At 56.5% G+C, this 24,559-nt stretch carries 20 protein-coding genes and 3 tRNA genes; 3 read left to right on the top strand and 20 right to left on the bottom strand.

Annotation, left to right across the window (positions count from 1 at the left end; all coding sequences use genetic code 11):
• Positions 1 to 6: 6 nt before the first annotated feature.
• The 16 genes from EKM04_RS08100 to EKM04_RS08025 all read right to left on the bottom strand — a co-directional run bounded on the left by EKM04_RS08100 (position 7) and on the right by EKM04_RS08025 (position 14,571).
• Positions 7 to 1,518 carry an NADH-quinone oxidoreductase subunit M gene (locus EKM04_RS08100; RefSeq protein WP_174152726.1) on the bottom strand — a complete coding sequence of 504 codons (1,512 nt, stop codon included), beginning with the start codon at positions 1,516 to 1,518 and terminating at the stop codon, positions 7 to 9.
• Positions 1,518 to 3,515: an NADH-quinone oxidoreductase subunit L gene (gene nuoL / locus EKM04_RS08095; RefSeq protein ID WP_183897690.1), complete on the bottom strand. Its 1,998-nt coding sequence runs from the start codon at positions 3,513 to 3,515 to the stop codon at positions 1,518 to 1,520. The genes EKM04_RS08100 and nuoL overlap by 1 nt, the downstream gene beginning before the upstream one ends.
• Positions 3,516 to 3,522: 7 nt before the next feature.
• On the bottom strand, positions 3,523 to 3,831 hold the full coding sequence (nuoK, locus tag EKM04_RS08090; protein WP_042619655.1) for an NADH-quinone oxidoreductase subunit NuoK: 309 nt from the start codon (positions 3,829 to 3,831) through the stop codon (positions 3,523 to 3,525).
• Between the two features lie 30 nt (positions 3,832 to 3,861).
• Entirely contained in the window at positions 3,862 to 4,476 is a 615-nt protein-coding gene (locus EKM04_RS08085) for an NADH-quinone oxidoreductase subunit J (RefSeq protein ID WP_174152724.1), read from the bottom strand.
• A 135-nt stretch (positions 4,477 to 4,611) separates the two neighbouring features.
• On the bottom strand, positions 4,612 to 5,103 hold the full coding sequence (gene nuoI, locus EKM04_RS08080) for an NADH-quinone oxidoreductase subunit NuoI (RefSeq protein WP_042619657.1): 492 nt from the start codon (positions 5,101 to 5,103) through the stop codon (positions 4,612 to 4,614).
• A gap of 38 nt (positions 5,104 to 5,141) precedes the next feature.
• The gene (gene nuoH, locus EKM04_RS08075) at positions 5,142 to 6,185 is read right to left on the bottom strand and encodes an NADH-quinone oxidoreductase subunit NuoH (RefSeq protein WP_174152723.1); all 1,044 of its coding nucleotides are present in this window, start codon (positions 6,183 to 6,185) and stop codon (positions 5,142 to 5,144) included.
• A gap of 12 nt (positions 6,186 to 6,197) precedes the next feature.
• Positions 6,198 to 8,279, bottom strand: coding sequence for an NADH-quinone oxidoreductase subunit NuoG (nuoG, locus tag EKM04_RS08070; protein ID WP_183897689.1), 2,082 nt, complete (start codon positions 8,277 to 8,279; stop codon positions 6,198 to 6,200).
• A gap of 173 nt (positions 8,280 to 8,452) precedes the next feature.
• Positions 8,453 to 9,757, bottom strand: a complete 1,305-nt coding sequence (gene nuoF / locus EKM04_RS08065) for an NADH-quinone oxidoreductase subunit NuoF (RefSeq protein WP_183897688.1) — start codon at positions 9,755 to 9,757, stop codon at positions 8,453 to 8,455.
• Between the two features lie 11 nt (positions 9,758 to 9,768).
• Positions 9,769 to 10,887, bottom strand: a complete 1,119-nt coding sequence (locus EKM04_RS08060; RefSeq protein WP_183897687.1) for an NADH-quinone oxidoreductase subunit E — start codon at positions 10,885 to 10,887, stop codon at positions 9,769 to 9,771.
• A gap of 16 nt (positions 10,888 to 10,903) precedes the next feature.
• The gene (locus tag EKM04_RS08055; RefSeq protein WP_174152720.1) at positions 10,904 to 11,158 is read right to left on the bottom strand and encodes a hypothetical protein; all 255 of its coding nucleotides are present in this window, start codon (positions 11,156 to 11,158) and stop codon (positions 10,904 to 10,906) included.
• Positions 11,158 to 12,348 (bottom strand): NADH-quinone oxidoreductase subunit D, encoded by a 1,191-nt coding sequence (locus EKM04_RS08050; RefSeq protein WP_067652762.1) that lies wholly within the window; start codon positions 12,346 to 12,348, stop codon positions 11,158 to 11,160. Before EKM04_RS08050 ends, EKM04_RS08055 begins: the two co-directional genes overlap by 1 nt.
• Positions 12,345 to 12,947 (bottom strand): NADH-quinone oxidoreductase subunit C, encoded by a 603-nt coding sequence (locus EKM04_RS08045; protein WP_174152719.1) that lies wholly within the window; start codon positions 12,945 to 12,947, stop codon positions 12,345 to 12,347. The genes EKM04_RS08050 and EKM04_RS08045 overlap by 4 nt, the downstream gene beginning before the upstream one ends.
• A gap of 17 nt (positions 12,948 to 12,964) precedes the next feature.
• Entirely contained in the window at positions 12,965 to 13,549 is a 585-nt protein-coding gene (locus EKM04_RS08040) for a NuoB/complex I 20 kDa subunit family protein (protein WP_183897686.1), read from the bottom strand.
• Positions 13,540 to 13,905 carry an NADH-quinone oxidoreductase subunit A gene (locus EKM04_RS08035; protein WP_042619792.1) on the bottom strand — a complete coding sequence of 122 codons (366 nt, stop codon included), beginning with the start codon at positions 13,903 to 13,905 and terminating at the stop codon, positions 13,540 to 13,542. The genes EKM04_RS08040 and EKM04_RS08035 overlap by 10 nt, the downstream gene beginning before the upstream one ends.
• A gap of 469 nt (positions 13,906 to 14,374) precedes the next feature.
• Positions 14,375 to 14,451 (bottom strand) — tRNA-Asp (locus EKM04_RS08030).
• Positions 14,452 to 14,494: 43 nt separating this feature from the next.
• Positions 14,495 to 14,571, bottom strand: a tRNA-Asp gene (locus tag EKM04_RS08025).
• Positions 14,572 to 15,023: 452 nt separating this feature from the next.
• Between EKM04_RS08025 and EKM04_RS08020 the strand changes: the two genes are divergently transcribed.
• Positions 15,024 to 15,099 (top strand) — tRNA-Val (locus EKM04_RS08020).
• A 430-nt stretch (positions 15,100 to 15,529) separates the two neighbouring features.
• Here the strand turns inward: EKM04_RS08020 and EKM04_RS08015 are convergent.
• A complete protein-coding gene (locus EKM04_RS08015) occupies positions 15,530 to 16,330 on the bottom strand; it encodes an NAD-dependent epimerase/dehydratase family protein (protein WP_183897685.1) in 801 nt (266 codons plus the stop codon).
• A 288-nt stretch (positions 16,331 to 16,618) separates the two neighbouring features.
• Here EKM04_RS08015 and kdgD point away from each other — a divergent pair, with 288 nt between their 5' ends.
• Both kdgD and EKM04_RS08005 read left to right on the top strand, forming a co-directional pair.
• Entirely contained in the window at positions 16,619 to 17,524 is a 906-nt protein-coding gene (kdgD, locus tag EKM04_RS08010; protein WP_174152799.1) for a 5-dehydro-4-deoxyglucarate dehydratase, read from the top strand.
• Positions 17,521 to 18,657 (top strand): mandelate racemase/muconate lactonizing enzyme family protein, encoded by a 1,137-nt coding sequence (locus tag EKM04_RS08005; protein WP_183897684.1) that lies wholly within the window; start codon positions 17,521 to 17,523, stop codon positions 18,655 to 18,657. The genes kdgD and EKM04_RS08005 overlap by 4 nt, the downstream gene beginning before the upstream one ends.
• A gap of 132 nt (positions 18,658 to 18,789) precedes the next feature.
• Here EKM04_RS08005 and EKM04_RS08000 read toward each other — a convergent pair whose 3' ends face one another.
• From EKM04_RS08000 to lon, 3 genes are all read right to left on the bottom strand, one after another.
• Positions 18,790 to 20,988 carry an esterase-like activity of phytase family protein gene (locus EKM04_RS08000; RefSeq protein WP_183897683.1) on the bottom strand — a complete coding sequence of 733 codons (2,199 nt, stop codon included), beginning with the start codon at positions 20,986 to 20,988 and terminating at the stop codon, positions 18,790 to 18,792.
• Positions 20,989 to 21,212: 224 nt separating this feature from the next.
• Entirely contained in the window at positions 21,213 to 21,551 is a 339-nt protein-coding gene (hupB, locus tag EKM04_RS07995) for a DNA-binding protein HupB (RefSeq protein ID WP_459559276.1), read from the bottom strand.
• Positions 21,552 to 21,689: 138 nt separating this feature from the next.
• Positions 21,690 to 24,107 (bottom strand): endopeptidase La, encoded by a 2,418-nt coding sequence (gene lon / locus EKM04_RS07990; protein ID WP_183897682.1) that lies wholly within the window; start codon positions 24,105 to 24,107, stop codon positions 21,690 to 21,692.
• Positions 24,108 to 24,559 lie beyond the last annotated feature (452 nt).

The following is a 24,559-nucleotide window of genomic DNA, read 5'->3' as shown; positions in this document are numbered from 1 at the left end:
CTGTCGTCAGTTCAGAGAAAGCGCAACATTCTGCGCTGCCTGCAATGCGGCCGTATAATTATTGATCAGAAGGTCTACCGATGCTGCCGTTGCATCGAAGACCGGTGCCGGGTAGACGCCGAAGAAAATCGTCAGTGCCACCAGCGGATAAAGAATGACCTTCTCGCGTGTCGAAAGGTCGAGCATCGATTTCAGGCTTTCCTTCTCCAGCGCGCCGAAGATCACGCGGCGATAAAGCCACAGAGCATAGGAGGCAGAAAGAATGACGCCCGTTGCCGCAAAAAGCGCAACCCAGGTATTGGCGCGGAAGACACCGATGATCGTCAGGAATTCGCCGACGAAACCGGATGTGCCGGGCAGACCGACATTGGCCATGGTGAAGACCATGAAGGCGACCGCATATTTCGGCATGTTGTTGACGAGACCGCCATAGGCGGAAATCTCACGGGTGTGCAGCCGGTCATAGACAACGCCGACGCAGAGGAAGAGCGCGCCGGAGACGATACCATGCGACAGCATCTGGAAGATCGCACCCTGGACGCCCTGAACATTGGCGGCAAAGATACCCATGGTCACGTAGCCCATGTGAGCAACCGACGAATAGGCGATCAGCTTCTTGATGTCGTCCTGCATCATCGCCACCAGCGAGGTGTAGATGATGGCGATGACGGACAGCGTGAAGACGAAGGGCGCGAAATAATCAGATGCTATCGGGAACATGGACAGCGAGAAGCGGATGAAACCGTAACCGCCGAGCTTCAGCATGACGCCAGCCAGAATGACCGAGCCGGCGGTCGGAGCCTGAACGTGGGCGTCCGGCAACCAGGTGTGGACAGGCCACATCGGCATTTTCACCGCAAAGGCTGCAAAGCAGGCGAGCCATAGCCATGTCTGCATGCCAGCCGGGAAGCCATGCTTGAGCAGCTCCGTCATGTCCGTCGTCCCAGCCTGCCAGTACATCGCCATGATGGCGAGCATGGTCAGGACAGAACCGAGCAGCGTGTAGAGGAAGAACTTGTAGGAGGCGTAAACGCGATCCTTGCCGCCCCACACGCCGATGATGATGAACATCGGGATCAGTGTCGCCTCGAAGAAGACGTAGAACAGAACGGTATCAAGTGCGACGAACACGCCGACCATGACGACTTCCAGGAGAAGGAAGGCAATCATGTATTCCTTGATACGCTTTTCGATGGCGTTCCAGCTGGCCAGAACACAGAACGGCATCAGGAATGTCGTCAGGATGACGAACAGCATGGAGATGCCGTCCACGCCGAGATGGTAGGCGGCGATATCACCGAACCAGGCGTGCTTTTCCACCATCTGGAAGCCCGGATTCGAATTGTCGAAACCGATCCAGATGAACAGCGACAGCACGAACGTGAAGACTGTCGTCAGCAGCGAAACATTGAGAACGTTGCGACGACCGAACGGACCGTTTGCATTCGTCAAAAGCAAGAGCACCACGCCGACGAGCGGCAGGAAGGTGACCGTTGAAAGAATAGGCCAATCGGTCATTACAGGGCACTCCCGAGCATCATCCAGGTAACAAGCCCGGCAATACCGATCAGCATCGCGAAGGCATAATGGTAGAGGTAACCGGATTGCAGACGAACGACACGGTTGGTCACATCAGTCACGCGCGCGGCAATTCCGTTGGGTCCGTAGTGGTCGATGACCGCGACGTCACCTTTTTTCCACAGGAAGCGGCCAAGCGCCTTTGCGGAGCGAACGAAGAGGAAGTCGTAGAGTTCGTCGAAATACCACTTGTTGAGCAGGAACTGGTAAAGGCCACGATGGGTCTCTGCCAGACGCTTCGGTGTTTCCGGCGACTTGATGTAGAAGTACCACGCCGTCACGAAACCAAGAGCCATTGCGATGAATGGGCTCCACTTGACCCACAGGGGAACGTGGTGGAACTCTTCGAGGATTTCGTTGGATGGAAGCGTGAACAGAGCGCCCTTCCAGAATTCCGCATATTCCTCGCCGAAGAAATGTCCTTCGAAGACGACGCCCGCGAGAACTGCACCAACGGTCAGAACGAAAAGCGGGATCAGCATGACCATCGGCGATTCATGGACGTGGTGCATGACGTCTGCGGAAGCGCGCGGCTTGCCGAAGAAGGTCAGAAACGCCAGACGCCAGGAATAGAAGCTGGTGAACAGAGCAGCGATGACAAGAAGCGCGAATGCGAAACCTGCGACAGCATTGTGAGACGCATAAGCGGATTCGATGATGACGTCCTTGGAGAAGAAACCGGCAAAACCGATCATCGTTCCCGGAATACCGACGCCCGTCAGCGCCAGCGTACCGACCGTCATCGTCCAGAAGGTGATGGGGATGTGCTTGCGCAGGCCACCCATGTGACGCATGTCCTGCTCGCCATCCACAGCGTGAATGACAGAACCGGCGCACAAGAACAGCAGTGCCTTGAAGAAGGCGTGCGTGAACAGGTGGAAAACGGCGGCACCGTAGGCGCCAACGCCCAGCGCCACAAACATGTAACCGAGCTGCGAACAGGTCGAATAGGCGATGACGCGTTTGATATCGTTCTGCACCAGACCGACAGTCGCGGCAAAGAAGGCCGTTATCGCGCCGACGAGGGTGACGACCGTCAGGGCATCCGGCGACAACTCAAAAATCGGCGACATACGGGCGACAAGGAAGACACCGGCTGTAACCATGGTCGCGGCGTGAATGAGCGCCGACACAGGTGTCGGGCCTTCCATCGCATCCGGCAACCAGGTGTGCAGCAGGAACTGCGCCGACTTACCCATGGAACCCATGAACAAGAGCAGGCAGACGCCGGTCAGCGCATGCGCCTTGTCCAGCTGCATGCCGAACAGGTTGATGACGACATCGGTGGACGCCGCGCCGTCGGCAGGCAGGTAGGTGCCAGCGGCCGCAAAAATCGTTTCGAAATTAACCGAGCCGAACAGCACGAACAGGCCTGAGATGCCGAGAAGGAAACCGAAATCGCCAACGCGGTTGACAATGAAGGCCTTCATGGCCGCAGCCGATGCGGACGGCTTCTTGTACCAGAAGCCGATCAGCAGGTACGACGCCAGACCAACGCCTTCCCAGCCGAAGAACATCTGCAGCAGGTTGTCGGATGTGACCAGCATCAGCATCGCAAAGGTGAAGAGCGACAGGTAGGCAAAGAAGCGTGGGCGATGCGGATCATGGTGCATGTAGCCGATCGAGTACATGTGAACCAGAGTGGAGACCGTATTGACGACCACGAACATCACGGCCGTCAGGGTGTCGATCCGGAATGCCCATTCGACGTCGATGCCGCCGGACTGGATCCAGCGCAGCACGGTGACCTTGATGACTTCGCCGGGCTCGTGGCTCAAAAGCGCCACGTTGATGAAAACCACCCACGACAAGATCGCCACGATGATCATCAGACCCGTGGTGACATATTCAGACGCCTTGGCACCGATGGAGCGACCGAAAAGGCCAGCGACCAGGAAACCGATCAGCGGAAGAAAGACGATAGCTTTGTAAATCATAGCCTTATCAGCCCTTCATCATATTGACGTCTTCCACGGCAATCGATCCGCGGTTGCGATAGAAGACAACGAGTATTGCAAGACCGATGGCAGCTTCCGCAGCCGCGACAGTCAGAATGAACAGAGCAAAGACCTGGCCGACGATATCGTTGAGGAACGACGAGAAGGCCACCATGTTGAGATTGACCGCGAGCAGGATCAATTCGATCGACATCAGAATGACGATGACGTTCTTACGGTTGAGAAAGATACCGAAGATGCCGATCGTGAAGAGGACCGCGCTGACCGTGAGGTAATGGGAAAGACCGATTTCCATAATATGATTTTCCTTGGATCCGTTCGCGCCTTAGATGCCCTGACCCGGCTTGACCTTGACCGTTGTCACGGCAGTCTTCGGGTCGCGACCAACCTGCGTTGCAATGTCCTGTCGCTTGATGTCGGTGCGATGACGCAGCGTCAGCACAATGGCGCCGATCATGGCCACCAGCAGCACGAGACCGGCAAGCTGGAAGAAGTAGACGTAGTTCGTGTAGAGCACGTCGCCGAGTGCTGCCGTATTGGCGCGCTCCAGCGGGTTCGGGATCGGCATGGTGATGGACTTCGCCGCCTGCGGGTTGAGCACGCTGCCACCCACGACGATGATCAGTTCCGCCGCCAGAATGATACCGATCAACGCACCCACCGGCGCATATTGCAGCACGCCCGAGCGCAACTCTGCAAAATCCACATCCAGCATCATGACGACGAAGAGGAACAGCACCGCCACGGCGCCGACATAAACCACAAGCAGGATCATGGCGAGGAATTCAGCGCCCGTCAGCAGGAAGAGAGCGGCTGCGTTGAAAAAGGTCAGAATGAGGAACAGCACCGAATGAACGGGGTTCTTTGAAGCAATGACCATGAACGCAGACGCCACGGCGACGAAAGCGAAAATGTAAAAGAATACAGCGTGCAGACCCATGTTGGTGCCTTTTTGTCCTCACCGGACAAACGCGACCCTGAAGCCGCATGCCCGTTTCGTTCCCGCCAGCGATAACCGACGGGCATTGACTGTTTTACCCTCTCCGAAGCACTGCCCCGAAGATATCATGCTGCCTTAACGGTAAGGCGCATCCAGAGCAAGGTTGCGAGCGATTTCACGTTCCCAACGGTCGCCATTATCAAGAAGACGCTGCTTGTCGAAATACAGCTCCTCACGGGTTTCCGTCGCAAATTCGAAGTTCGGACCCTCGACGATGGCGTCGACAGGGCATGCTTCCTGGCAGAAGCCGCAATAGATGCATTTTACCATGTCGATATCGTAACGAACCGTGCGGCGCGTGCCGTCGTTGCGGCGTGGGCCAGCTTCGATGGTGATGGCCTGGGCAGGACAGATCGCTTCGCATAGCTTGCAAGCGATACAGCGCTCCTCGCCGTTGGGATAACGGCGCAAAGCATGTTCGCCACGGAAGCGCGGGCTGACCGGTCCCTTTTCAAAGGGATAGTTTACCGTCGCCTTCTGTTTGAAGAAGTGACGCATCGTCAGGAAGAAGGCGCCAACGAATTCCTTGAGGAACAGCGAATTGACGGCTTGTGAAAGACTGGCCATCTCAACCTCCAAATCTACAAGCGAGGACTAAGGACATCTTATGCCCCCGCCGTCAGCTTGAGTACGAATGCAACAATCACGACCATGGCGAGCGACAGGGGAAGGAAGACCTTCCAGCCGAGACGCATCAACTGGTCATAGCGGTAACGTGGAACAAATGCCTTCACCAAGCCGAACATGAAGAAGACCATGCCAGCCTTCAGCGCAAACCAGATGATACCCGGCACCCAGTTGAGGAACCAGACATCAACGATAGGAAGCCAGCCGCCAAGGAACAGGATGGTCGTCAGGCAGCACATCAGAACGATGGCAGCATATTCGCCCAACATGAACATCATGTACGGGGTTGAGCCATACTCTACCATGTGACCGGCCACAAGTTCCGATTCCGCTTCCGGCAAATCGAACGGTGGACGGTTAGTCTCAGCCAGCGCCGAGATGAAGAAGACGATGAACATCGGGAACAGCGGCAACCAGTGCCAATCCAGGAACGACGCCGGAAGACCAAGCGACGTACCGATACCGGAATGCTGGGCATTCACGATATCCGTCAGGTTCAGCGAACCGACGCAGAGCAGAACGGTGACGATGACAAGGCCGATGGAGACTTCGTAGGACACCATTTGTGCGGCAGAACGAAGCGCACCGAGAAACGGATACTTCGAGTTCGAGGCCCAGCCACCCATGATGATGCCGTAGACTTCCAGCGATGAAATCGCAAAGATATAGAGAATGCCGACATTGATGTTGGCAATCACCCAGCCATTCGCAAACGGGATAACCGCATAGGTCGCGAGCGCCAGTGTCACGGCAACCAAGGGCGCCAGCAGGAACACGGCCTTGTTGGCACCGGACGGAATGACCGGCTCTTTCAAAATGAACTTCAAAAGGTCGGCGAACGACTGGAAAAGACCGAAAGGACCGACGACGTTCGGACCACGGCGCAGTTGTACAGCCGCCCAGATTTTACGGTCTGCGAGCAGAAGGAAGGCGATCGACACCAGCAATAAAACAAGAAGCAGCAGGGACTGGCCGACAATAATCAGCGCGGGCCAGACGTAGCTCCAGAAAAACGATTCCATAGTCCCCTACCCTTACTCTGCCGCAGCCTTGAAGTTGTTGCGGGCCAATGCGGAACATTCGGCCATCACGGCGGACGCTCTCGCAATCGGGTTCGTCAAATAAAAATCCTTAACCGGCGAGCCAAAGCCTGCCTTGTTGAGGGTGCCACCCTGGTTCGCCAGCGCTTCAATTCCCGCAACGTCGGCCACGGCAATTTCATCAGCATCGGCAAAATGCGGATGCGCGATGTAAAGCTGGGCACGCAGTGCAGAGAGAGAATCAAACGGCAGCTTATGACCGAGAACGTCGGACAGTGCCCGCAGGATCGCCCAGTCTTCGCGGGCTTCACCCGGTGCGAAACCGGCGCGGTTGCCCATCTGCACGCGTCCTTCGGTGTTGACCCAGATACCGGACTTTTCGGTATAGGCCGCACCCGGCAGAATGACATCGGCGGCCATTGCGCCAGCGTCGCCATGCGAACCAATATAGACGGTCAGCTTTGCGGTCTTTGTCGAGAGATCGATCTCATCCGCACCGAGCAGGAAGAGAACATCCGACGAGGCCACGATCGATGCAGCATTGGCCGACTTGTCCGCCGGTACGAAGCCGATATCCAGACCACCAACGCGGGCGGCAGCTGTATGCAGAACAGAGAAGCCGTTCCATTCAGCCGAGATGACACCCACGGAAACGGCAAGCTTTGCAGCCGCAGCCAGCACGGCCGCTCCGTCTTCACGCGAGATCGCGCCCTGCCCGACGATGATCATCGGGTTCTTTGCTGCCTTTAGCTTTTCAACGAAGCTATGCGAACCGGAAGCCAGGTCAGACAGAGTGTCCGTGCCCGAGCCGAGGTATTCGTATTCGTAACGCAGTTCGCTCGCTTCGCCGATAACCGCAATCGGGAATCCGCCACGACGCCAGCGCTTGCGAATGCGCGCGTTGAGGACGGATGCCTCATAGCGTGGATTGGATCCGATGATCAGCAGCGCGTCGGCATGTTCGATGCCTTCGATCGTTGCGTTGAACAGGTAGCTTGCGCGACCGAGCGATGGATCGAGGGCCGCGCCATCCTGACGGCAATCGACATTGGTCGAACCGAGCGATGCGAGCAGCGTCTTGAGCGCAAACATTTCTTCGACGGATGCCAGATCACCAGCGATAGCGCCGATCTTTTCACCGGATGTGGCGGCAACGGCAGCCGTGATCGCGCCGAAGGCTTCGCCCCATGTGGCAGGCTGCAAGCGGCCATCCTTGCGGACGTAAGGCTTGTCGAGACGCTGGGTCTTGAGGCCGTCCCAAATGAAGCGGCTCTTGTCGGAAATCCACTCTTCGTTGATCGCTTCGTTGACACGCGGCATGACGCGCATGACTTCGCGACCACGGGTATCGACACGGATGGCGGAGCCGAGCGCATCCATCACATCGATGGTTTCGGTTTTGCCGAGTTCCCATGGACGCGCGGTGAACGCGAAAGGCTTGGAGGTCAGAGCACCGACCGGGCACAGGTCAACGACGTTGCCCTGAAGCTCAGACGTCATCGCCTGCTCAAGGTATGTCGTGATCTCGGCATCCTCGCCGCGACCGATCAGACCGAGTTCGGAAATGCCGGCGACTTCCGTGGTGAAGCGAACGCAGCGTGTGCAGTGAATACAGCGGTTCATCACCGTCTTGACGAGCGGTCCGATGTATTTGTCTTCCACGGCGCGCTTGTTTTCGGAATAGCGCGAGCCAGGAATACCAAAGGCCATCGCCTGGTCCTGCAGGTCGCATTCGCCACCCTGGTCACAGATCGGACAATCGAGCGGATGGTTGATGAGCAGGAATTCCATCACGCCTTCGCGGGCCTTCTTGACCATCGGCGTGTTGGTGAAAACTTCCGGCAATTCGCCGTTCGGGCCGCCGCGAATATCGCGTACGCCCATGGCGCAGGAAGCAGCGGGCTTTGGAGGTCCGCCCTTTACCTCGATGAGACACATGCGACAGTTACCCGCCACGGACAAACGCTCGTGGAAACAAAAGCGAGGAACTTCGGCACCAGCCTCCTCGCACGCTTGCAACAGCGTGAAATGATCCGGAACTTCGATCTCTTTACCGTCAACCTTGAGCTTTGTCATGGTCCTACTTACGTCCTGTTGCCTGTCCGTCGCGCATCTGAATGCGGTAAAGGACAAATCCTGATGGCATCCGGCTGAGACTCAAAAAGCGCCAGACACTTTAACGATGTCAGGGACCGGTACACCCGATCCCCGCCCCTCGCAACACCCTTTGGGTGTTACTTTGGCCGGTGTTACTCGGCAGCCTCAAGCACAGCGCCATCATCCATGGCCCTGTAGGTATATTCATCGATCCGCTTTTCGATTTCCGGACGGAAATTGCGGATCAGCGCCTGGACAGGCCATGCGGCTGCATCACCCAGCGCACAGATGGTGTGGCCTTCGATCTGCTTCGTGACTTCGAACAGCATATCGATCTCACGCTTCTGCGCGTTGCCCTTCACCATGCGCTCCAGCACGCGCCACATCCAGCCCGTACCTTCGCGGCAAGGGGTGCACTGGCCGCAGCTTTCGTGCTTGAAGAAGGCCGCGATCCGGGCGATGGCCTTGATGACGTCGGTGGACTTGTCCATGACGATCATGCCGCCCGTGCCGAAAGACGACTTTACGTCGCGCATGCCGTCGAAGTCCATGATGGCGTCCTTCATGTCCTCACCGCGAACGATGGGGCACGATGCGCCGCCTGGAATGACGCCGAGAAGATTGTCCCAGCCGCCACGAATACCACCACAGTGACGCTCGATCAGTTCCTTGAAGGACAGGCCCAGCGCATCTTCGAAGGTGCAGGGACGCTCGACATGGCCAGAGACCATGAACAGCTTCGTGCCGACGTTGTTCGGACGGCCGATGGAGGAGAACCACGAGGCACCACGACGCAAGATAGTCGGTGCAACGGCGATCGATTCGACGTTGTTGACCGTGGTCGGGCAGCCGTAGAGGCCCATATTGGCCGGGAACGGAGGCTTGAGGCGCGGCTGGCCCTTCTTGCCTTCCAGGCTTTCGAGAAGCGCCGTTTCCTCACCGCAGATGTAAGCGCCTGCGCCATGGTGAACGTAGACGTCGAAATCCCAGCCGTTCTTGTTGTTCTTGCCGAGCAGACCGGCGTCGTAGCATTCGTCGATGGCAGCCTGAAGGGCTTCGCGTTCGCGCATATATTCACCGCGAACATAGATGTAAGCGGTGTGTGCGCTCATGGCGAAGCCGGCGATCACGCAGCCTTCGATCAGCGTGTGCGGATCGTGGCGCAGGATTTCGCGGTCCTTGCAGGTACCGGGCTCTGATTCGTCGGCGTTGACGACGAGATAATGCGGACGGCCGTCGCTTTCCTTCGGCATGAAGGACCATTTCAGGCCAGTCGGGAAGCCAGCACCACCACGACCACGAAGGCCGGATGCCTTCATTTCGTTGATGATCCAGTCACGTCCCTTTTCGATGATCTGCTTTGTGCCATCCCAATGACCGCGCGCAAGCACACCCTTCAGCGAGGTATCCTTGAGGCCGTAGAGATTGGTAAAGATGCGATCCTGATCTTTTAACATGCTTGACCTCTCTACAGCGGCTTCTTGCCGAAGACCCTGATATATTCGGCTTCGCCACCCTTGGCGAGCGCCTCGGCCTGACGTACCCAATCATCGCGATCGATACGGCCCTTGAAATTCAGATAACCATCGACCCACTCACGTTCCTCGGCAGACCAACCGGCAACCTGCATGTATGTGAAGATGCCGAGCTCGTTGAGCGTCGCCTCGATCTTCGGACCGACGCCGGAAATCAGCTTCAGATCGTCGGCCTTTGCAGGACGCTCGATCTTGGCCGGACGGTTCTTGTCTTCCAGCGATGGCTTGAGAGAGGTTTTCGTCTCGCCAGACCCTTCCTTGGCCGCATCCTTGGCATTGCTTTCGGACGCCTTGGGATCGGTAACAGGTGTCTTCAGCTTCGCGTCGGACTCTGCTGCAGTCGTTGTCGGCTTCGCCGCTTCGGACGGTACAGGTGCCGCTGCTGGCGCCGCGGCAGCAGGCGCCTCAACTGGCTTGTCGAGATTGGAACGATCCGGCTTTGTCTCTTCGGTCAACGTCGTGAGCGGGCCGATTGGAGCCGACAGGTGACGGTCGATCTGCGGACCCGGCTTGACGGTGTCGCCCTTGCCTGCTTCGAACGTGTCGATGATCTCTTCCAGGCGCTCGGGCGTCAGGTCTTCATACGCGTCCTTGAAGATGATGACCATCGGTGCATTGACGCAGGCACCCTGACATTCGACCTCTTCCCATGACAGCGTGCCGCTCTCATTGGGCGTCAGTGGATCATGGTGGATCTTGTGACGACAAACGTCCATCAGCGCTTCGGAACCGCGCAGCATGCAGGGCGTGGTGCCACAGACCTGAATGTGAGCCCTTGTGCCGACAGGCTTGAGCTGGAACTGCGTATAGAAGGTCGCAACCTCGAGCACACGGATATAAGCCATATCCAGCATGTCCGCGATTTTTTCGATACAGGCGCGGGTAACCCAGCCATCCTGCTCCTGTGCACGCATCAATAGCGGGATCACCGCTGACTGTTGGCGTCCCTCAGGGTATTTCTGGATCGTTTTTTCCGCCCACGCGATGTTGTCCGCGTTAAACGCGAAACTCGCGGGCTGGACCTGATCTTCAGCTAGTCGACGAACGGACATACTTCCTCACGCCTCATCAGTTTAACGACTCGCACCGCGATCTCGTCACCGTGACGAACTCGCAGGCATAGGCCGTTTTGTCTTTTTGCATGAACACAATGAATTTTCCGCCATTGGGAAGCGAGGATTTGATCTCGTATCCCTGCGACAGAAGTTGTTTGACAGATGATGAACCGCCGCTCGCCTGCGAAGACACACCGTCGTCCGCCGTCTGGGCGAAAACAGGTGCGGTCGCGGCGACAAGAGCCAACATGGCCAGCGGCAAACGCATCAGCGATCAACCTCCCCGAACACGATGTCCAGAGAGCCGAGAACCGCCGTCACGTCGGCGAGCTGGTGGCCCTTGCAAAGGTAATCCATCGCCGCCAGATGCGCAAAACCCGGAGCGCGAATCTTGCAGCGATACGGCTTGTTCGAACCATCGGCGACCACATAGACGCCGAACTCACCCTTTGGCGCTTCGACGGCTGCGTACACTTCGCCGGCTGGAACGTGATAGCCTTCGGTGTAAAGCTTGAAGTGGTGGATCAGCGCTTCCATCGAACGCTTCATCTCGCCACGCTTCGGCGGCACGACCTTGCCATCGAGAGACGAAACCGCGCCGATGCGGTGCTTGCCCTGCAAAAGCTCGACGCACTGCTTCATGATCTTGATCGATTCGCGCATTTCCTGCATGCGGATCAGATAGCGGTCATAACAGTCGCCATTCTTGCCGACGGGAATGTCGAATTCGAGATCGGAATAGCACTCGTAAGGCTGCGCACGGCGCAAGTCCCATGCAGCACCCGAACCGCGAACCATGACGCCGGTAAAGCCCCAGGCAAACGCATCTTCCAGCGACACAACACCGATATCGACGTTACGCTGCTTGTAGATGCGGTTATCGGTCAAAAGACCTTCGACATTGTCGAGGAAGGTGATGAACGGATCGCACCATTTGCCGATATCATCCACCAGTTCAGGCGGCAGATCCTGATGGACACCACCTGGGCGGAAGTAAGCCGCGTGCAGACGAGCGCCAGACGCGCGCTCATAGAACACCATGAGCTTTTCGCGCTCTTCGAAGCCCCAGACCGGCGGCGTCATGGCGCCGACGTCCATGGCCTGGGTCGTGACGTTCATGATGTGCGAGAGAATGCGGCCGATTTCCGAAAACAGAACGCGGATCAACTGACCACGCATCGGAATTTCCAGACCGAGAAGCTTTTCCACGGCGAGCGAGAAAGCGTGCTCCTGGTTCATCGGCGCAACGTAATCCAGGCGGTCGAAATAGGGCAGCGCCTGAAGATAGGTCTTGGTCTCGATCAGTTTTTCGGTGCCGCGGTGCAACAGGCCGATATGCGGATCGACCCGCTCCACGACTTCACCGTCGAGTTCGAGGACGAGACGCAACACGCCGTGCGCGGACGGGTGTTCCGGGCCGAAGTTGATCGTGAAATTGCGAACGTTATGTTCTGTCATGGCTTGGCCTTTTCATCGCCCGGAAGAACATAGTCTGTTCCTTCCCAAGGGGAGAGAAAGTCGAAATTACGGAATTCCTGCTTCAGTTCGACCGGCTCGTAGAGAACGCGCTTCAACACGTCGTCATAGCGCACTTCCACAAAGCCAGTGACCGGAAAATCCTTGCGCAGCGGATGACCTTCAAAACCATAGTCGGTCAGGATGCGGCGCAGATCGGAATGGCCTTCGAAGGGAATGCCATACATATCCCATGCTTCGCGCTCGAACCATTCCGCGCCGATAAACACAGATGTCGCGGATGGCACGGCTTCGTCTTCTGCCGCCTGAAGCTTGATGCGGACACGCAGGTTCTGGCGTGGCGACAGCAGGTGGTAGACGACATCGAAGCGCTTTTCGCGGCTCGGCCAGTCGACACCACAGATGTCGATGATATTGACGAAACCGCACTGCACGTCATCACGCAGGAACGTCAAGAGCGCGAGAATGTTATCCGGTGTCGTAGTCAGCGTCAGCTCGCCGTAGGCAATGACGGACGATTCCAGCAGGGAACCGCGCACCTCATTCACATAGGCCGAGAGATCATTGAGAGCTTCGCTCATTTATCAGTCCTCTGCCCTTAACGCTCGATCGTACCGGTACGCCGGATCTTCTTTTGCAGCAAAAGCACGCCGTACAGCAGTGCTTCCGCCGTGGGGGGACAGCCCGGCACATAGATATCGACCGGCACCACACGATCGCAGCCGCGCACGACGGCGTAGGAATAGTGATAGTAACCGCCGCCATTGGCGCAGGAACCCATGGAAATGACGTAACGTGGCTCCGGCATCTGGTCATAGACCTTGCGAAGCGCGGGCGCCATCTTGTTGGTCAGCGTGCCCGCAACGATCATTACGTCCGACTGGCGCGGTGACGCGCGCGGGGCAACGCCGAAGCGTTCCATGTCGTAACGCGGGCCGGAAGCCTGCATCAGGCCTTCAACGGCGCAACAGGCCAGACCAAACTGCATCCACATCAACGAACCGGTGCGCGCCCAGGTGATCAACTCATCCGTGGACGTGACCAGAAAACCCTTGTCGGCAAGCTCGTCGTTGATTTCGGTAAAATAGCCATCATCACTGCCAACAGGCTTGCCTGTGGCCGGATCGATGATGCCCTTGGGCTTTTGTGCGACAAGCGTGGTGTCGTTTGAAACTACGCCCATTCGAGTGCCCCCTTCTTCCATTCGTAGATAAAGCCGATGGTGAGAACGCCGAGGAACACCATCATGGACCAGAAGCCAAACCAGCCGATTTCACCGAAGGACACGGCCCACGGGAATAGGAACGCGACTTCCAGATCGAAGATGATGAACAGGATCGACACCAGATAGAAGCGAATGTCGAACTTCATACGGGCATCGTCGAAAGCATTGAAGCCGCACTCGAATGCGGAGAGCTTTTCCGGGTCCGGATTCTTGTAGGCAACGGCAAAAGGCGCAATCAACAGCGCCAGACCGATGACAAGCGCGATACCAATGAAGATTGCGATCGGAATGTAGGAACTGAGGAGTTCAGTCATTGTCTCTTCCTTGCCCGACCGAGCGTCGAGCATGCCCTGTCTGGACAGTGGAATCCATAGGGCCGAAATTATGTTGCAACGCCGCTGTGGTTATCGCAGCCACGCTCTCTCTGCAAGAGATTAAGTGTCATTTCAAGCCAATCGTGACCGGGATATGTCATTCTATCGGCGCAATATACCAGCCGCATCAAGCCGAAATATCGCTAACCACTTCAATCGATTAGAGAATATCGCAATTGCGAGAGAACGCGAAGCTTTCCATAAATTTGTACGCAAAACGGCAGGAAAACGGCCAAGGAAACATGATCAAAACAGGCAAGAAATGCTATAGCCGGACGCGATATGAAGACGCGATTCACACGTCGTGACGACTGCTGAACTACGGAGGGGAAGAGAAGGACGTCACGGAGACAAAATTCCCCGCATGCTCTATTTTGGGAGCAAACAATATGTTTGTAGAGGAATAAAATGGCGCGAGTGACGGGGCTCGAACCCGCGACCTCCGGCGTGACAGGCCGGCACTCTAACCAACTGAGCTACACCCGCGCATTTTAAGGATCATTGCGATCCGTAGACTTCGAGGAAGGAATGGCGCGAGTGACGGGGCTCGAACCCGCGACCTCCGGCGTGACAGGCCGGCACTCTAACCAACTGAGCTACACCCGCACATTCCCAAAAAGACTGGCCGAAACCCGCCTTACGAACTCGCCTCGGCTGTTCGTTGAGCGGCTAACTAAGGCGTTCGTGTTGGAGTGTCAAGCAAGTTTCACGACAAAAGAATAGGCTAGTGCATTTTGCATTCTCAAACGTCTGATCAAGCCGGGTTTCCCCGCGTTTTGCGCTCTTCTTTTTTTTTAGCCAGTGGAAGTGAGACTTATCCACAGACGCAAAGTTTTCATCCAAAACCAATCCCAGGCTGCCCCTCTGCCCCGTCACAGCCCATGGAGATTCGCGCGCCCTTTCGACACTGATGGGGGCTCGGCATGCTGCGGGGGCAATTCCCCGTCCACACAAAATTCGAAAAAAACAAAAAAACTTCACAAAGGCTCTTGCGGTTTTTTTCCGTTACCAATACATCACGGCCACCGACGCGGCAGACATGATCTGCGGGACGCGACGGGCGATTAGCTCAGTTGGTAGAGCGCCTCGTTTACACCGAGGATGTCGGCGGTTCGAGTCCGTCATCGCCCACCATTCTCCAAAGATTAAATATTGGAACACTGAAGCGGCTCATGGTCCGCCTGCGCGTGGAGCCGTTGATCCACCTCAATCCCATGAACATAGAGACTTTATCCGCGTGAAACCCATAGGTTTCGACGATTTTCTCCCTATATTTCAGCAAATGGTAAGAGTGTTCGTTTTGGCACATAGCAAATGCTTGTGAGCACTCAATTATGACGGATGATATTTAGGGTTTTTCAATAATTTCGCGCACATATTAGCGTACCGACTTCATGATGAAGGCGGATCTGTGGGATGTAACCATGTTTATAAACTCTGTCGTCACGCTGGCGCTGATTGCGCTGCCTATCTATGTCTTTTTTCGCTGGGTTCAGTACGACTCGGAAAGGCAGGACAGGCAGAAATAGGGACATCAATCCTCCCCTGCCCTTCCCCGCCAATTTCAGCCGTCCGCTGGATGTCCCGATGTGGTGAACGCGCCGCCTTGGTAGATCACAGCCGGATCTTTCGGGTCTTCCTTGCCGAATTCAGCAATAATCTCAGCGCGCCATTTCGATGAGCTATCCCTTGGTTTCCAACCCAGGAAGGATGTGTTGCTGTTGTCCCACCAGCTCTCGCGATTGTCGGACGCGCCATAGACAATGGCGTGCCCGAGACGCGGGGCGTCGAAACCGTGGGCGCACAGCGACACCAGATCGCCGATACTGAGCCATGTCGCCAGCATGCGGGTGTTGAGCGGCTTCGGCGTGCAGGAGCCGATCCGCACCGACAGGGTTTCCTGTCCGAACTTGTCGAAATAATAGCTTGCGAGATCCTCACCGAAGCATTTTGAGACGCCATAGAGGGTGTCGGGCCTGACAGGCGAATGGCTGTCGAGCTTCTGGTCTCGCGTGTGGAAACCGATCGTGTGGTTGGAACTGGCGAAGATGATGCGCGGCTGGCCATTGTGGCGTGCAGCTTCATACAGGTTGTAGACGCCCTCGATGTTGCCTTTCAGGATCAACTCGAACGGCCGCTCCACCGAGATGCCACCAAGGTGGATGATACCATCAACACCAGCGACGGCCTGATTGACCTCGGTGCGATTGGAAAGATCGCATTTCACGAAGCTTTCATGCGCGGCGAGATCGCTGATATCGACCATGTCCGACAGCACGACAGTTTCCGCCAATCCGGTCAGAAGTGGACGAATGACTGTGCCTACACCGCCTGCGGCGCCGGTCAACAATAGTTTTTTCAGCATGCTTCCTCCCCATCGAAATCAAAATCGTCAGTCGGTTTGTGATCATACATAATTTTGTTCGTTATCTTACCTCTACGCCTAAGAGGTCTATTTGTTCAAGGCCGAGGATTTTGCCTGTATCCCTGTCGATGGCACCAAGAATACTTTTCCAGAACGGCATTTTCCGCTTTCTCCTTCCTGAAAATCACGACGCCAAACCTCTCAACTCATATGATAAATTCTTGACGAAGATCATATCTCGATTATCATCGCGACAAAGATACAATCGGAGAGACACGTTTCATGGCTATGGATCCGCAAGAACTCAAGGTCGCGCTCGGCGCGGGGCTTCTTTCCTTCCCCGTCACGCCCTTTACCCAGAATGGCGACTTCAACGAAAAGCCTTATCTGGATCATGTCGGCTGGCTGTCCGGTTTCGATGCATCCGTGTTGTTTGCGGCTGGTGGAACGGGTGAGTTCTTTTCTCTGGCGCCAGACGAAGTCGCAACCGTCGTCAAGGCAGCGAAGTCTGCTGCCGGGTCCGTTCCCATCGTTTCGGGCTGCGGTTACGGCACCAAGATGGCCATACAGATCGCTCAGGGCGCTGAAGAAGCAGGGGCGGACGGCATCCTCTTGCTGCCGCATTATCTGATGGATGCCTCGCAGGCAGGACTGTACGCGCATATTAAGGCTGTGTGTGATTCCATCTCCATCGGCGTCATGGTCTACAACCGAGACAATTCCATTCTGACGGCGGAAACGCTCCAGAAGCTCTGTGACAACTGCCCCAACCTCGTGGGCTTTAAAGATGGGTCCGGTGACATCGGCTTGGTGCGCAAGATCACGGCGACGATTGGCGACCGCCTGACCTATCTCGGTGGCATGCCGACAGCCGAATTGTTCGCTGATGCCTATCTGGGCGCGGGCGTGACGACTTATTCGTCTGCCGTTTTCAACTTCGTGCCGGAACTTGCCCAGACATTCTACAAAGCCTTGCGTGCAGGCGACAGGACGACCACCGACCGCATTCTCATTGATTTCTTCTATCCGTTCATGGCGATTCGTAATCGCCAGAAGGGTTATGCAGTGTCCGCGATCAAGGCAGGTGTACGCCTTCTTGGCTTTGATGCCGGACCGGTGCGGGCACCACTGACGGATCTGACCGAGGAAGAAGTCGAAATGCTGAAGACCCTGATGGAGCCCTACACGTCATGAAGATCGATGCGGTTCGGACTCACCTGCTGGATTATAAGCTTGGCCATGCCTTTGAAAGCGCGTCGATGCGCTTCGACCGCCGTATTCACTGTCTTGTCGAGATCATCTGTGACGACGGAACCGTAGGCTGGGGCGAATGCCTCGGCCCAGCCAAACCGAATGCGGCCGTTGTTGCCGCATACACTCCTCACCTGATCGGCAAGGATCCGCTCGATATCGAGGTCATCTGGCATCAGCTTTATAATCTGCTGCGCGATCAGGGTCAGCGTGGCCTGACGGTCACGGCATTGAGTGGTATCGATATCGCGCTGTGGGATATCAAGGGTAGGCGTTTCGGCACGTCGATTTCGCGTCTGCTGGGTGGTCGCTTCCGTGAAAGCGTAAAAGCATACGCCACCGGGTCTTTCCGCAAGGACGGCGTCGATGCCGTATCGGACGTTGCGGCGGAAGTCGCCGGATATGCGGCGCAAGGGTTTCACGCCGTCAAGATCAAGATCGGCTTCGACGTGGCGGAGGATGTCGCGGTCATCAAGGCCGCGCGAGAATCGGTCGGCCCAGATGTGCGTATCATGATCGATGCCAATCATGGCTACGATGCGCTGGAAGCGATCGAGGTCGGCAAGGCGCTAGCACCCTTAGGCATCGATTGGTTCGAAGAGCCCGTGGTGCCCGAGCAACTGGATGCCTATCAGGCCGTTCGCGCTGGCCAGCCCATTCCGGTCGCTGGCGGTGAAACATGGCATGGCCGTTATGGCATGCGCGCACCGCTGGAAAGCCGGGCAGTCGATATTCTCCAGCCTGACCTTGCTGGAAGCGGCGGTTTTTCCGAAACCAGGCGCATCACCGATCTTGCGACGCTCTACGGTGTTCGCGTGGTTCCGCATGTCTGGGGCACAGGCGTCGCAATCGCTGCGGCTTTGCAGTTCATGGCCTATCTGCCGCCAGACCCTGCCCGGCGCAACCCACGCCCGCCTATTCTTGAATTTGACCGGACCGAAAACCCCTACCGTCAGGCGGTGCTGACCAGCCCGCTGGATCACGTCGACGGCGTGGTGCAGATACCGGATGGACCTGGTCTGGGCATTGAGATCAATCGCGACGCGCTTGAGAAGTATTCGTTGAAGGACGCGTAATCTTCAAGGGAAGGAATGACGATCAAAAAAGCCGGGCGTCCCATTCGACGTCCGGCTTTTTGTTTGATGTATCGGTACTCTCGATGTCGTCATCCCTGCCTTCATGGCGCGGATGACGCGGTATGTCACGGATCAGTTCTTGCCCTTCAGATCGACCGGGAAGAACAGCGTCTCACCGGACGAATCGTCCACGCCGTCATTGTCCGTCACTGCAAAAGCCTTGCCGGACTTGTCGAAGGCGAAACCTTCCAGCTTGTCGACGACGTAACCGTTTGTCTGAGCCTTCAAATCTGGCAGGAAGTCGTGGACTTGGGTTTTCCTGACCAGCGGCAGTTCGCCGCCGATCTTGGCAGGCTTCAGCTCGGACAGATCGACGCTGTAGAGCTTCTTGATCTTTGCCTTGTCACCAATCTGGTTGTCGCGCTCGACGATATAGACCTTGTCGCCGTGGGCGGTGATTTCGGAAAGACCGACCCAACCTTGCGCGGTCTTGTCCAGCGGGTAGTGCACGGCGCCCCATTCCTTGGACTTCAGATTGTAGGACACGAGCTTGACCATGCCCTTTTCTGCCTTGCCCCAGTCTCGCTGGACGGCCATCCACAGGGTGGCGTCGTCGCCTGTACCAATCATGGTGATGCCTTCGAAACCGAATCGGGTCTCGTCTTCCAGCAATTCCTTGGGAAGCGCAATTTCGGCCTTGATCTCGCCCTTAGCATTGACGTTGTAGACGGCATGCGGCACGAGCTTTTCGCTGTTGCCTTCGGAGGCAACCCAGAAGCCGCCCTTGCCATCGAGCGTGATGCCCTCCATATCCAGCTTCTGCGCTGCCAAGCCATCGCGCTTCACCCGCGACACACTGGTGATGAGGGCCGGTTTTTTGGTCGCATCGATCGTGTAGATGGAAGGCTGGTTACCGTAAACGGAGTCAGAGATGGCATAGAGGATGCCGTCCTTGTCGGCATCGCCGACGAGACCGGAAACGGCGCCCCAGCCGATGGGCGCTCCGTCGACCGTCTCCGACACGAGCTGCGGATAGGCCGCCTCGCCTTCGGCACGCGCGTAGATCATGACATGTGAACGAGCGCCGCCATCTGCCACCAGATCGGCCTCATTGGCGGTGATGAGAAGGTTGCGCGCTGGAATGGCAACGGCACCTTCCGGCGAGATGCCGGATGGAAGCAGTTGTGTCAATTGCGGCTCGCTGCCGGTGTCCTTGTAGACGCCAACGACGGAGGCGCGCTCTGCCAGAACGAAGATATACGTGTCACCGCCGAACGTCGCCACCTCCAGGCCTTCAGGCTCGATGCCCTTCGCCTTGGAACGCTTTTCGGGGTAATGGCCGATGGCAGCAACGGCCTGTTCCAGCGAAGCGCCCGCCTCATAGATCAGCTTGCCGGTCTTGTCGAAGATGGTGAAACCACGTGATCCGCCTTCCCAATCGCCCTCGTTGGCGATGACGATGCGGTTATCGTCCAGCCACTTCACGGCATCTGGCTCGCGCTTTCGGCCTTTTTGGCTGTCGGTAAACGTCAACTGGCCATCTGTCTTGGCATCGATGCCTTCCAGATCGACCGTGCTGGCCGAGAAATGGCTCGTGACCTTGCCGCTCTTGCCATCGACAATGACGATATGGTTGTTCTCCTGAAGTGTCAGGGCGATCTCACCCCTGGAATTGATCGAGACGAATTCCGGTTCAGGATCCTCAGGCGCGATGTCCGCTAGACCGGTGACATCGATCTTCTTCAGTGTCGAGCAATCTGCAGCGCCATTCTTTAGGCCAACTGTGACCAGGAAGCCAGCGGGCATTTGCGGTAGAGCGCCGTCATTCACCTTTTCATCGCGCTCGTTTTCGATAGCGATTGCCACAAAGCTCTTGTCCGGGGAAACGGCAACCGAATCGGGCTGGCCGCCGAGATCACAGCTCGCCTCGATGGTTTTGGTGGCGATATCGACCGTCACGAGCTTGCCAGATGGCTTGGTGAAGCTCTCCGACGTATTGACGCCAGCCAGCACCTTCGAGCCGGTCGCAACCACCGAGGTCGGCTCGCCATCCATCATCAACGCCCCAAGTGCCTTCGGCGTCTTTGGATCCTGGATGTCGATGAAGCCGATACCACCCAGAGGGCTGTCCGAATAAATCAGCGTGTTGCCGTCTTCGCTTGCCGTAATGATTTCGGCAGATGTGACCGTCTTCTCGTCCTTATCAGAGGGAAGGTTCAAAGCCACGGGGAACGAGGCGATGCGGTTGAAAACCGGCTCAGCTGCCGCAGGACATGCAGCAGATGCGAAAAGTGCTGCGGTGAGTGCCGCACTGGAAAAGCGAAATGTCATAGTGTCCCCTTCAATGCATTTGTAGATGCCTGCAAGGGCTTCTGCGGCATGCACGTGACAGCCACGTGACAATAAGAACCTGCTGAAAAACAAAAAGCCCGGCATAGCCGGGCTTTCTGCATTTTATTCGGCCGCATTTTGTAAATCTTACAAAGAGCCAAATTTTCCTCGTGTCTCTTGGATATCAAGCCCGCGCGCCGCACGCACGGACCGTCCAGAAAAAATTACGAGTTAACCGCGTCCTTCAGGCCCTTGCCTGCAGAGAACTTGGGAACGTTGCGAGCCGGGATATCGACTTCTGCACCCGTAGATGGGTTACGGCCCTTGGAGGCTTCGCGGCGGCTTACGGTGAAGCTGCCGAAGCCAGCGAGACGGATGTCGCCACCAGCCTTCAGTTCGCCCTGTACAGTTTCGAATACAGCATCCACAGCGGAAGCAGCATCAGCCTTCGTAAGACCAGCCTTTTCGGCAACTGCAGAGACGAGCTCGTTCTTGTTCATGTTTCCACCCCTTTCAATGGTTTGAAACGACTCAAATAAAGTCGGCGCAGAATACGAATGCATTCGCGCACCGCAACTCAAAAGCGCTGGAATGGCCTGAAAAACAAGGGGTCTACCGATATTTTCACAAAAAAAGACCGGCATTTCTGCCGGTCCTGGACTTAAGTTGTGCCTTAAGAGCATCACCGTGGCGTGAATGCCTCAATGAGCAATTGTTTGTCCGGCGTCGTCAACGCCCTCGACCGTGGCGACCAAGGGTGTCTCAATACTGCCATCCCACTCGATCGCCTCCGGCTGGCGGATCAGCGCATGCTTGATAACCTCACCCATCCGCGACACCGGAATGATTTCCATTCCGTTTTTCACGTTGTCGGGAATCTCTGCGAGATCCTTGGCGTTCTCTTCGGGAATGAGCACTTTCTTGATACCGCCGCGAAGCGCAGCAAGAAGCTTTTCCTTCAGACCACCGATCGGCAGAACGCGACCGCGCAGCGTGATTTCACCCGTCATGGCGACGTTCTTATCCACGGGAATGCCCGTCATGATCGACACGATCGCCGTTGCCATGGCGACACCGGCAGATGGTCCATCCTTCGGCGTCGCACCCTCCGGTACGTGCACGTGGATATCCGACTTGTCGAAGCGTGGAGGCTCGATGCCGAAGTCCACGGCGCGGGAGCGGACATAAGACGCCGCAGCCGAGATGGATTCCTTCATCACTTCCTTCAGATTGCCGGTCACCGTCATGCGGCCCTTGCCGGGCATCATCACGCCTTCAATCGTCAGAAGCTCACCGCCGACTTCGGTCCAGGCCAGACCAGTGACAACACCAACCTGATCTTCGCCCTCGGCTTCACCGTGACGATATCTCGGCACACCCAGGTAATCGTTGATGTTTTCAGCCGTCACGGCCACAGACGTCGACTTGCCCTTGATGATTTCGGTCACAGCCTTGCGGGCGAGTTTCATCAACTCACGCTCAAAGCTACGAACGCCTGCCTCACGGGTATATTGCTGGCTGATGGCCATCAAGGCATCGTCGCTGACGGAAAACTCTTCCGGGCGCAGCGCATGTTCCTTGATTGCCTTCGGCAGGAGGTGACGCTTGGCGATTTCGCGCTTTTCGTCTTCCGTGTAACCGGCAATGCGGATCACTTCCATGCGGTCCATCAATGGACCTGGAATGTTCAGCGTGTTGGCGGTTGTCACGAACATCACGTCCGACAGGTCATATTCCACTTCGAGATAGTGGTCCATGAATGTCGAGTTCTGTTCCGGATCCAACACCTCCAGCAAAGCGGAAGACGGATCGCCGCGGAAGTCCTGGCCCATCTTGTCGATTTCATCGAGCAGGAAGAGCGGGTTGGACTTCTTGGCCTTCTTCATCGACTGGACGATCTTACCCGGCATGGAGCCGATATAGGTCCGGCGGTGGCCGCGAATTTCAGCCTCGTCCCGAACACCACCCAGTGCCATACGCACATATTCACGACCCGTCGCCTTGGCGATAGACTTCGCAAGCGACGTCTTGCCAACGCCGGGAGGACCGACGAGGCACAGGATCGGGCCACGAATCTTTGTCGCGCGCGCCTGCACGGCAAGATACTCGACAATGCGCTCCTTGACCTTGTCCAGACCGAAGTGGTCGAGTTCAAGGGTTGCCTCGGCAGCGTTCAGGTCTGTCTTGATCTTCGACTTCTTAGCCCATGGCAGACCAAGCAGCCAATCCAGATAATTGCGCACGACGGTTGCTTCCGCAGACATCGGGCTCATCTGACGCAGCTTTTTCATTTCCGCGTCGGCCTTTTCCCTGGCCTCCTTGGAAAGCTTGGTCTTGGAGATACGATCTTCCAGTTCGGCCATTTCGTCACGGCCATCCTCGCCGTCGCCGAGTTCCTTCTGGATCGCCTTCATCTGCTCGTTCAGGTAATATTCGCGCTGTGTCTTTTCCATCTGGCGCTTGACGCGCGAACGGATCCGCTTTTCGACCTGAAGGACGGAGATCTCACCTTCCATGAAGCCGAGAGCCTGTTCCAGACGCTGTTTGACGCTGAGGGTTTCCAGCATCTGCTGCTTTTCGATCATCTTGATCGGCAGATGCCAGGCAACCGTGTCGGCGAGCTTGGAATTGTCATCGATCTGGCTCGCGGTGCCGACGACTTCGGGCGAAATCTTCTTGTCGAGCTTCACATAGCTTTCAAATTCCGACACGACGGAGCGCGACAGGGCTTCCAGCTCGACAGGATCTTCCTCTGTCTCGCGCAAAGCGATGGCCGTGGCTTCATAGAAGTCTTCACGGTCAGTATATTCTTCGATCTGGGCGCGACCCTTGCCTTCAACCAGAACCTTCACCGTGCCATCGGGCAGCTTCAGAAGCTGCAAAACATTGGCCAATGTGCCGACCTTGTGGATCGCGGATGGATCTGGATCGTCATCACTCGCATTGATCTGAGTAACCAGCATAATCTGCTTGTCAGACCCCATGACTTCCTCGAGCGCGCGAATGGATTTTTCGCGACCGACGAACAGTGGAACGATCATGTGCGGGAAGACGACAATGTCGCGCAGGGGAAGTACGGGATATGTACCACCAGATGCAGCAGACGGAATGTTTGTCATATCATTTCCTTTCAATGGTCCCCTTTTGGGGGACGCCTGCCGGACTTTCTTGGGGAGTTTCCGGCATATTCTGTGTTGTGACTAAAAGTGGGTTTCGTCACTGTCATTTTCAAGTCACAAGAGGAGATAGCCTTGGCCATTGGTGCAGGCTGAAATCTCACACACGCACGACGTCACAATACGCTTCACATTTTTCCGCATTCGCCCGCCACGCCGAATCGGAAAACACAGCAAACATTCAAAAAAACGTTATATCACGCTGCAAATCACATAAAAACTCTATCGGAAACGCCATTCCGCTCCAAACAATAATTCGAAGGAAATCAAAATACCGGGACGTTTCCAGTGAATAACAGACAAAAAGACCCGCCAGAGGCGGGTCAGACTGCTGACAAACCCGCCGATTTTTGTCGGTGGGTTTTTGCGTTTTTGGGCTTCTCGTTCAGGTGGTG

This window comes from Rhizobium skierniewicense Ch11 (assembly GCF_023757665.1).
Taxonomy (GTDB): domain Bacteria; phylum Pseudomonadota; class Alphaproteobacteria; order Rhizobiales; family Rhizobiaceae; genus Agrobacterium; species Agrobacterium skierniewicense.
The sequence above is the reverse complement of the archived record's forward strand: the minus strand, read 5'-3'. Positions and strand labels throughout refer to the sequence as shown.

What these genes read in the sequence shown, in the direction of transcription:
- nuoI (WP_042619657.1), bottom strand. Translation starts at nt 5,103, where the DNA reads ATGGCCAGTCTTTCACAAGCCGTCAATTCGCTGTTCCTCAAGGAATTC.
- EKM04_RS08035 (WP_042619792.1), bottom strand. Translation starts at nt 13,905, where the DNA reads ATGACTGAACTCCTCAGTTCCTACATTCCGATCGCAATCTTCATTGGT.
- EKM04_RS08050 (WP_067652762.1), bottom strand. Translation starts at nt 12,348, where the DNA reads ATGACAGAACATAACGTTCGCAATTTCACGATCAACTTCGGCCCGGAA.
- nuoK (WP_042619655.1), bottom strand. Translation starts at nt 3,831, where the DNA reads ATGGAAATCGGTCTTTCCCATTACCTCACGGTCAGCGCGGTCCTCTTC.
- nuoF (WP_183897688.1), bottom strand. Translation starts at nt 9,757, where the DNA reads ATGTTAAAAGATCAGGATCGCATCTTTACCAATCTCTACGGCCTCAAG.
- EKM04_RS08000 (WP_183897683.1), bottom strand. Translation starts at nt 20,988, where the DNA reads ATGACATTTCGCTTTTCCAGTGCGGCACTCACCGCAGCACTTTTCGCA.
- nuoG (WP_183897689.1), bottom strand. Translation starts at nt 8,279, where the DNA reads ATGACAAAGCTCAAGGTTGACGGTAAAGAGATCGAAGTTCCGGATCAT.
- nuoL (WP_183897690.1), bottom strand. Translation starts at nt 3,515, where the DNA reads ATGATTTACAAAGCTATCGTCTTTCTTCCGCTGATCGGTTTCCTGGTC.
- kdgD (WP_174152799.1), top strand. Translation starts at nt 16,619, where the DNA reads ATGGATCCGCAAGAACTCAAGGTCGCGCTCGGCGCGGGGCTTCTTTCC.
- hupB (WP_459559276.1), bottom strand. Translation starts at nt 21,551, where the DNA reads ATGCATTCGTATTCTGCGCCGACTTTATTTGAGTCGTTTCAAACCATT.
- EKM04_RS08015 (WP_183897685.1), bottom strand. Translation starts at nt 16,330, where the DNA reads ATGCTGAAAAAACTATTGTTGACCGGCGCCGCAGGCGGTGTAGGCACA.
- EKM04_RS08085 (WP_174152724.1), bottom strand. Translation starts at nt 4,476, where the DNA reads ATGGGTCTGCACGCTGTATTCTTTTACATTTTCGCTTTCGTCGCCGTG.
- EKM04_RS08005 (WP_183897684.1), top strand. Translation starts at nt 17,521, where the DNA reads ATGAAGATCGATGCGGTTCGGACTCACCTGCTGGATTATAAGCTTGGC.
- nuoH (WP_174152723.1), bottom strand. Translation starts at nt 6,185, where the DNA reads ATGGAATCGTTTTTCTGGAGCTACGTCTGGCCCGCGCTGATTATTGTC.
- EKM04_RS08045 (WP_174152719.1), bottom strand. Translation starts at nt 12,947, where the DNA reads ATGAGCGAAGCTCTCAATGATCTCTCGGCCTATGTGAATGAGGTGCGC.
- EKM04_RS08060 (WP_183897687.1), bottom strand. Translation starts at nt 10,887, where the DNA reads ATGTCCGTTCGTCGACTAGCTGAAGATCAGGTCCAGCCCGCGAGTTTC.
- EKM04_RS08040 (WP_183897686.1), bottom strand. Translation starts at nt 13,549, where the DNA reads ATGGGCGTAGTTTCAAACGACACCACGCTTGTCGCACAAAAGCCCAAG.
- EKM04_RS08055 (WP_174152720.1), bottom strand. Translation starts at nt 11,158, where the DNA reads ATGCGTTTGCCGCTGGCCATGTTGGCTCTTGTCGCCGCGACCGCACCT.
- EKM04_RS08100 (WP_174152726.1), bottom strand. Translation starts at nt 1,518, where the DNA reads ATGACCGATTGGCCTATTCTTTCAACGGTCACCTTCCTGCCGCTCGTC.
- lon (WP_183897682.1), bottom strand. Translation starts at nt 24,107, where the DNA reads ATGACAAACATTCCGTCTGCTGCATCTGGTGGTACATATCCCGTACTT.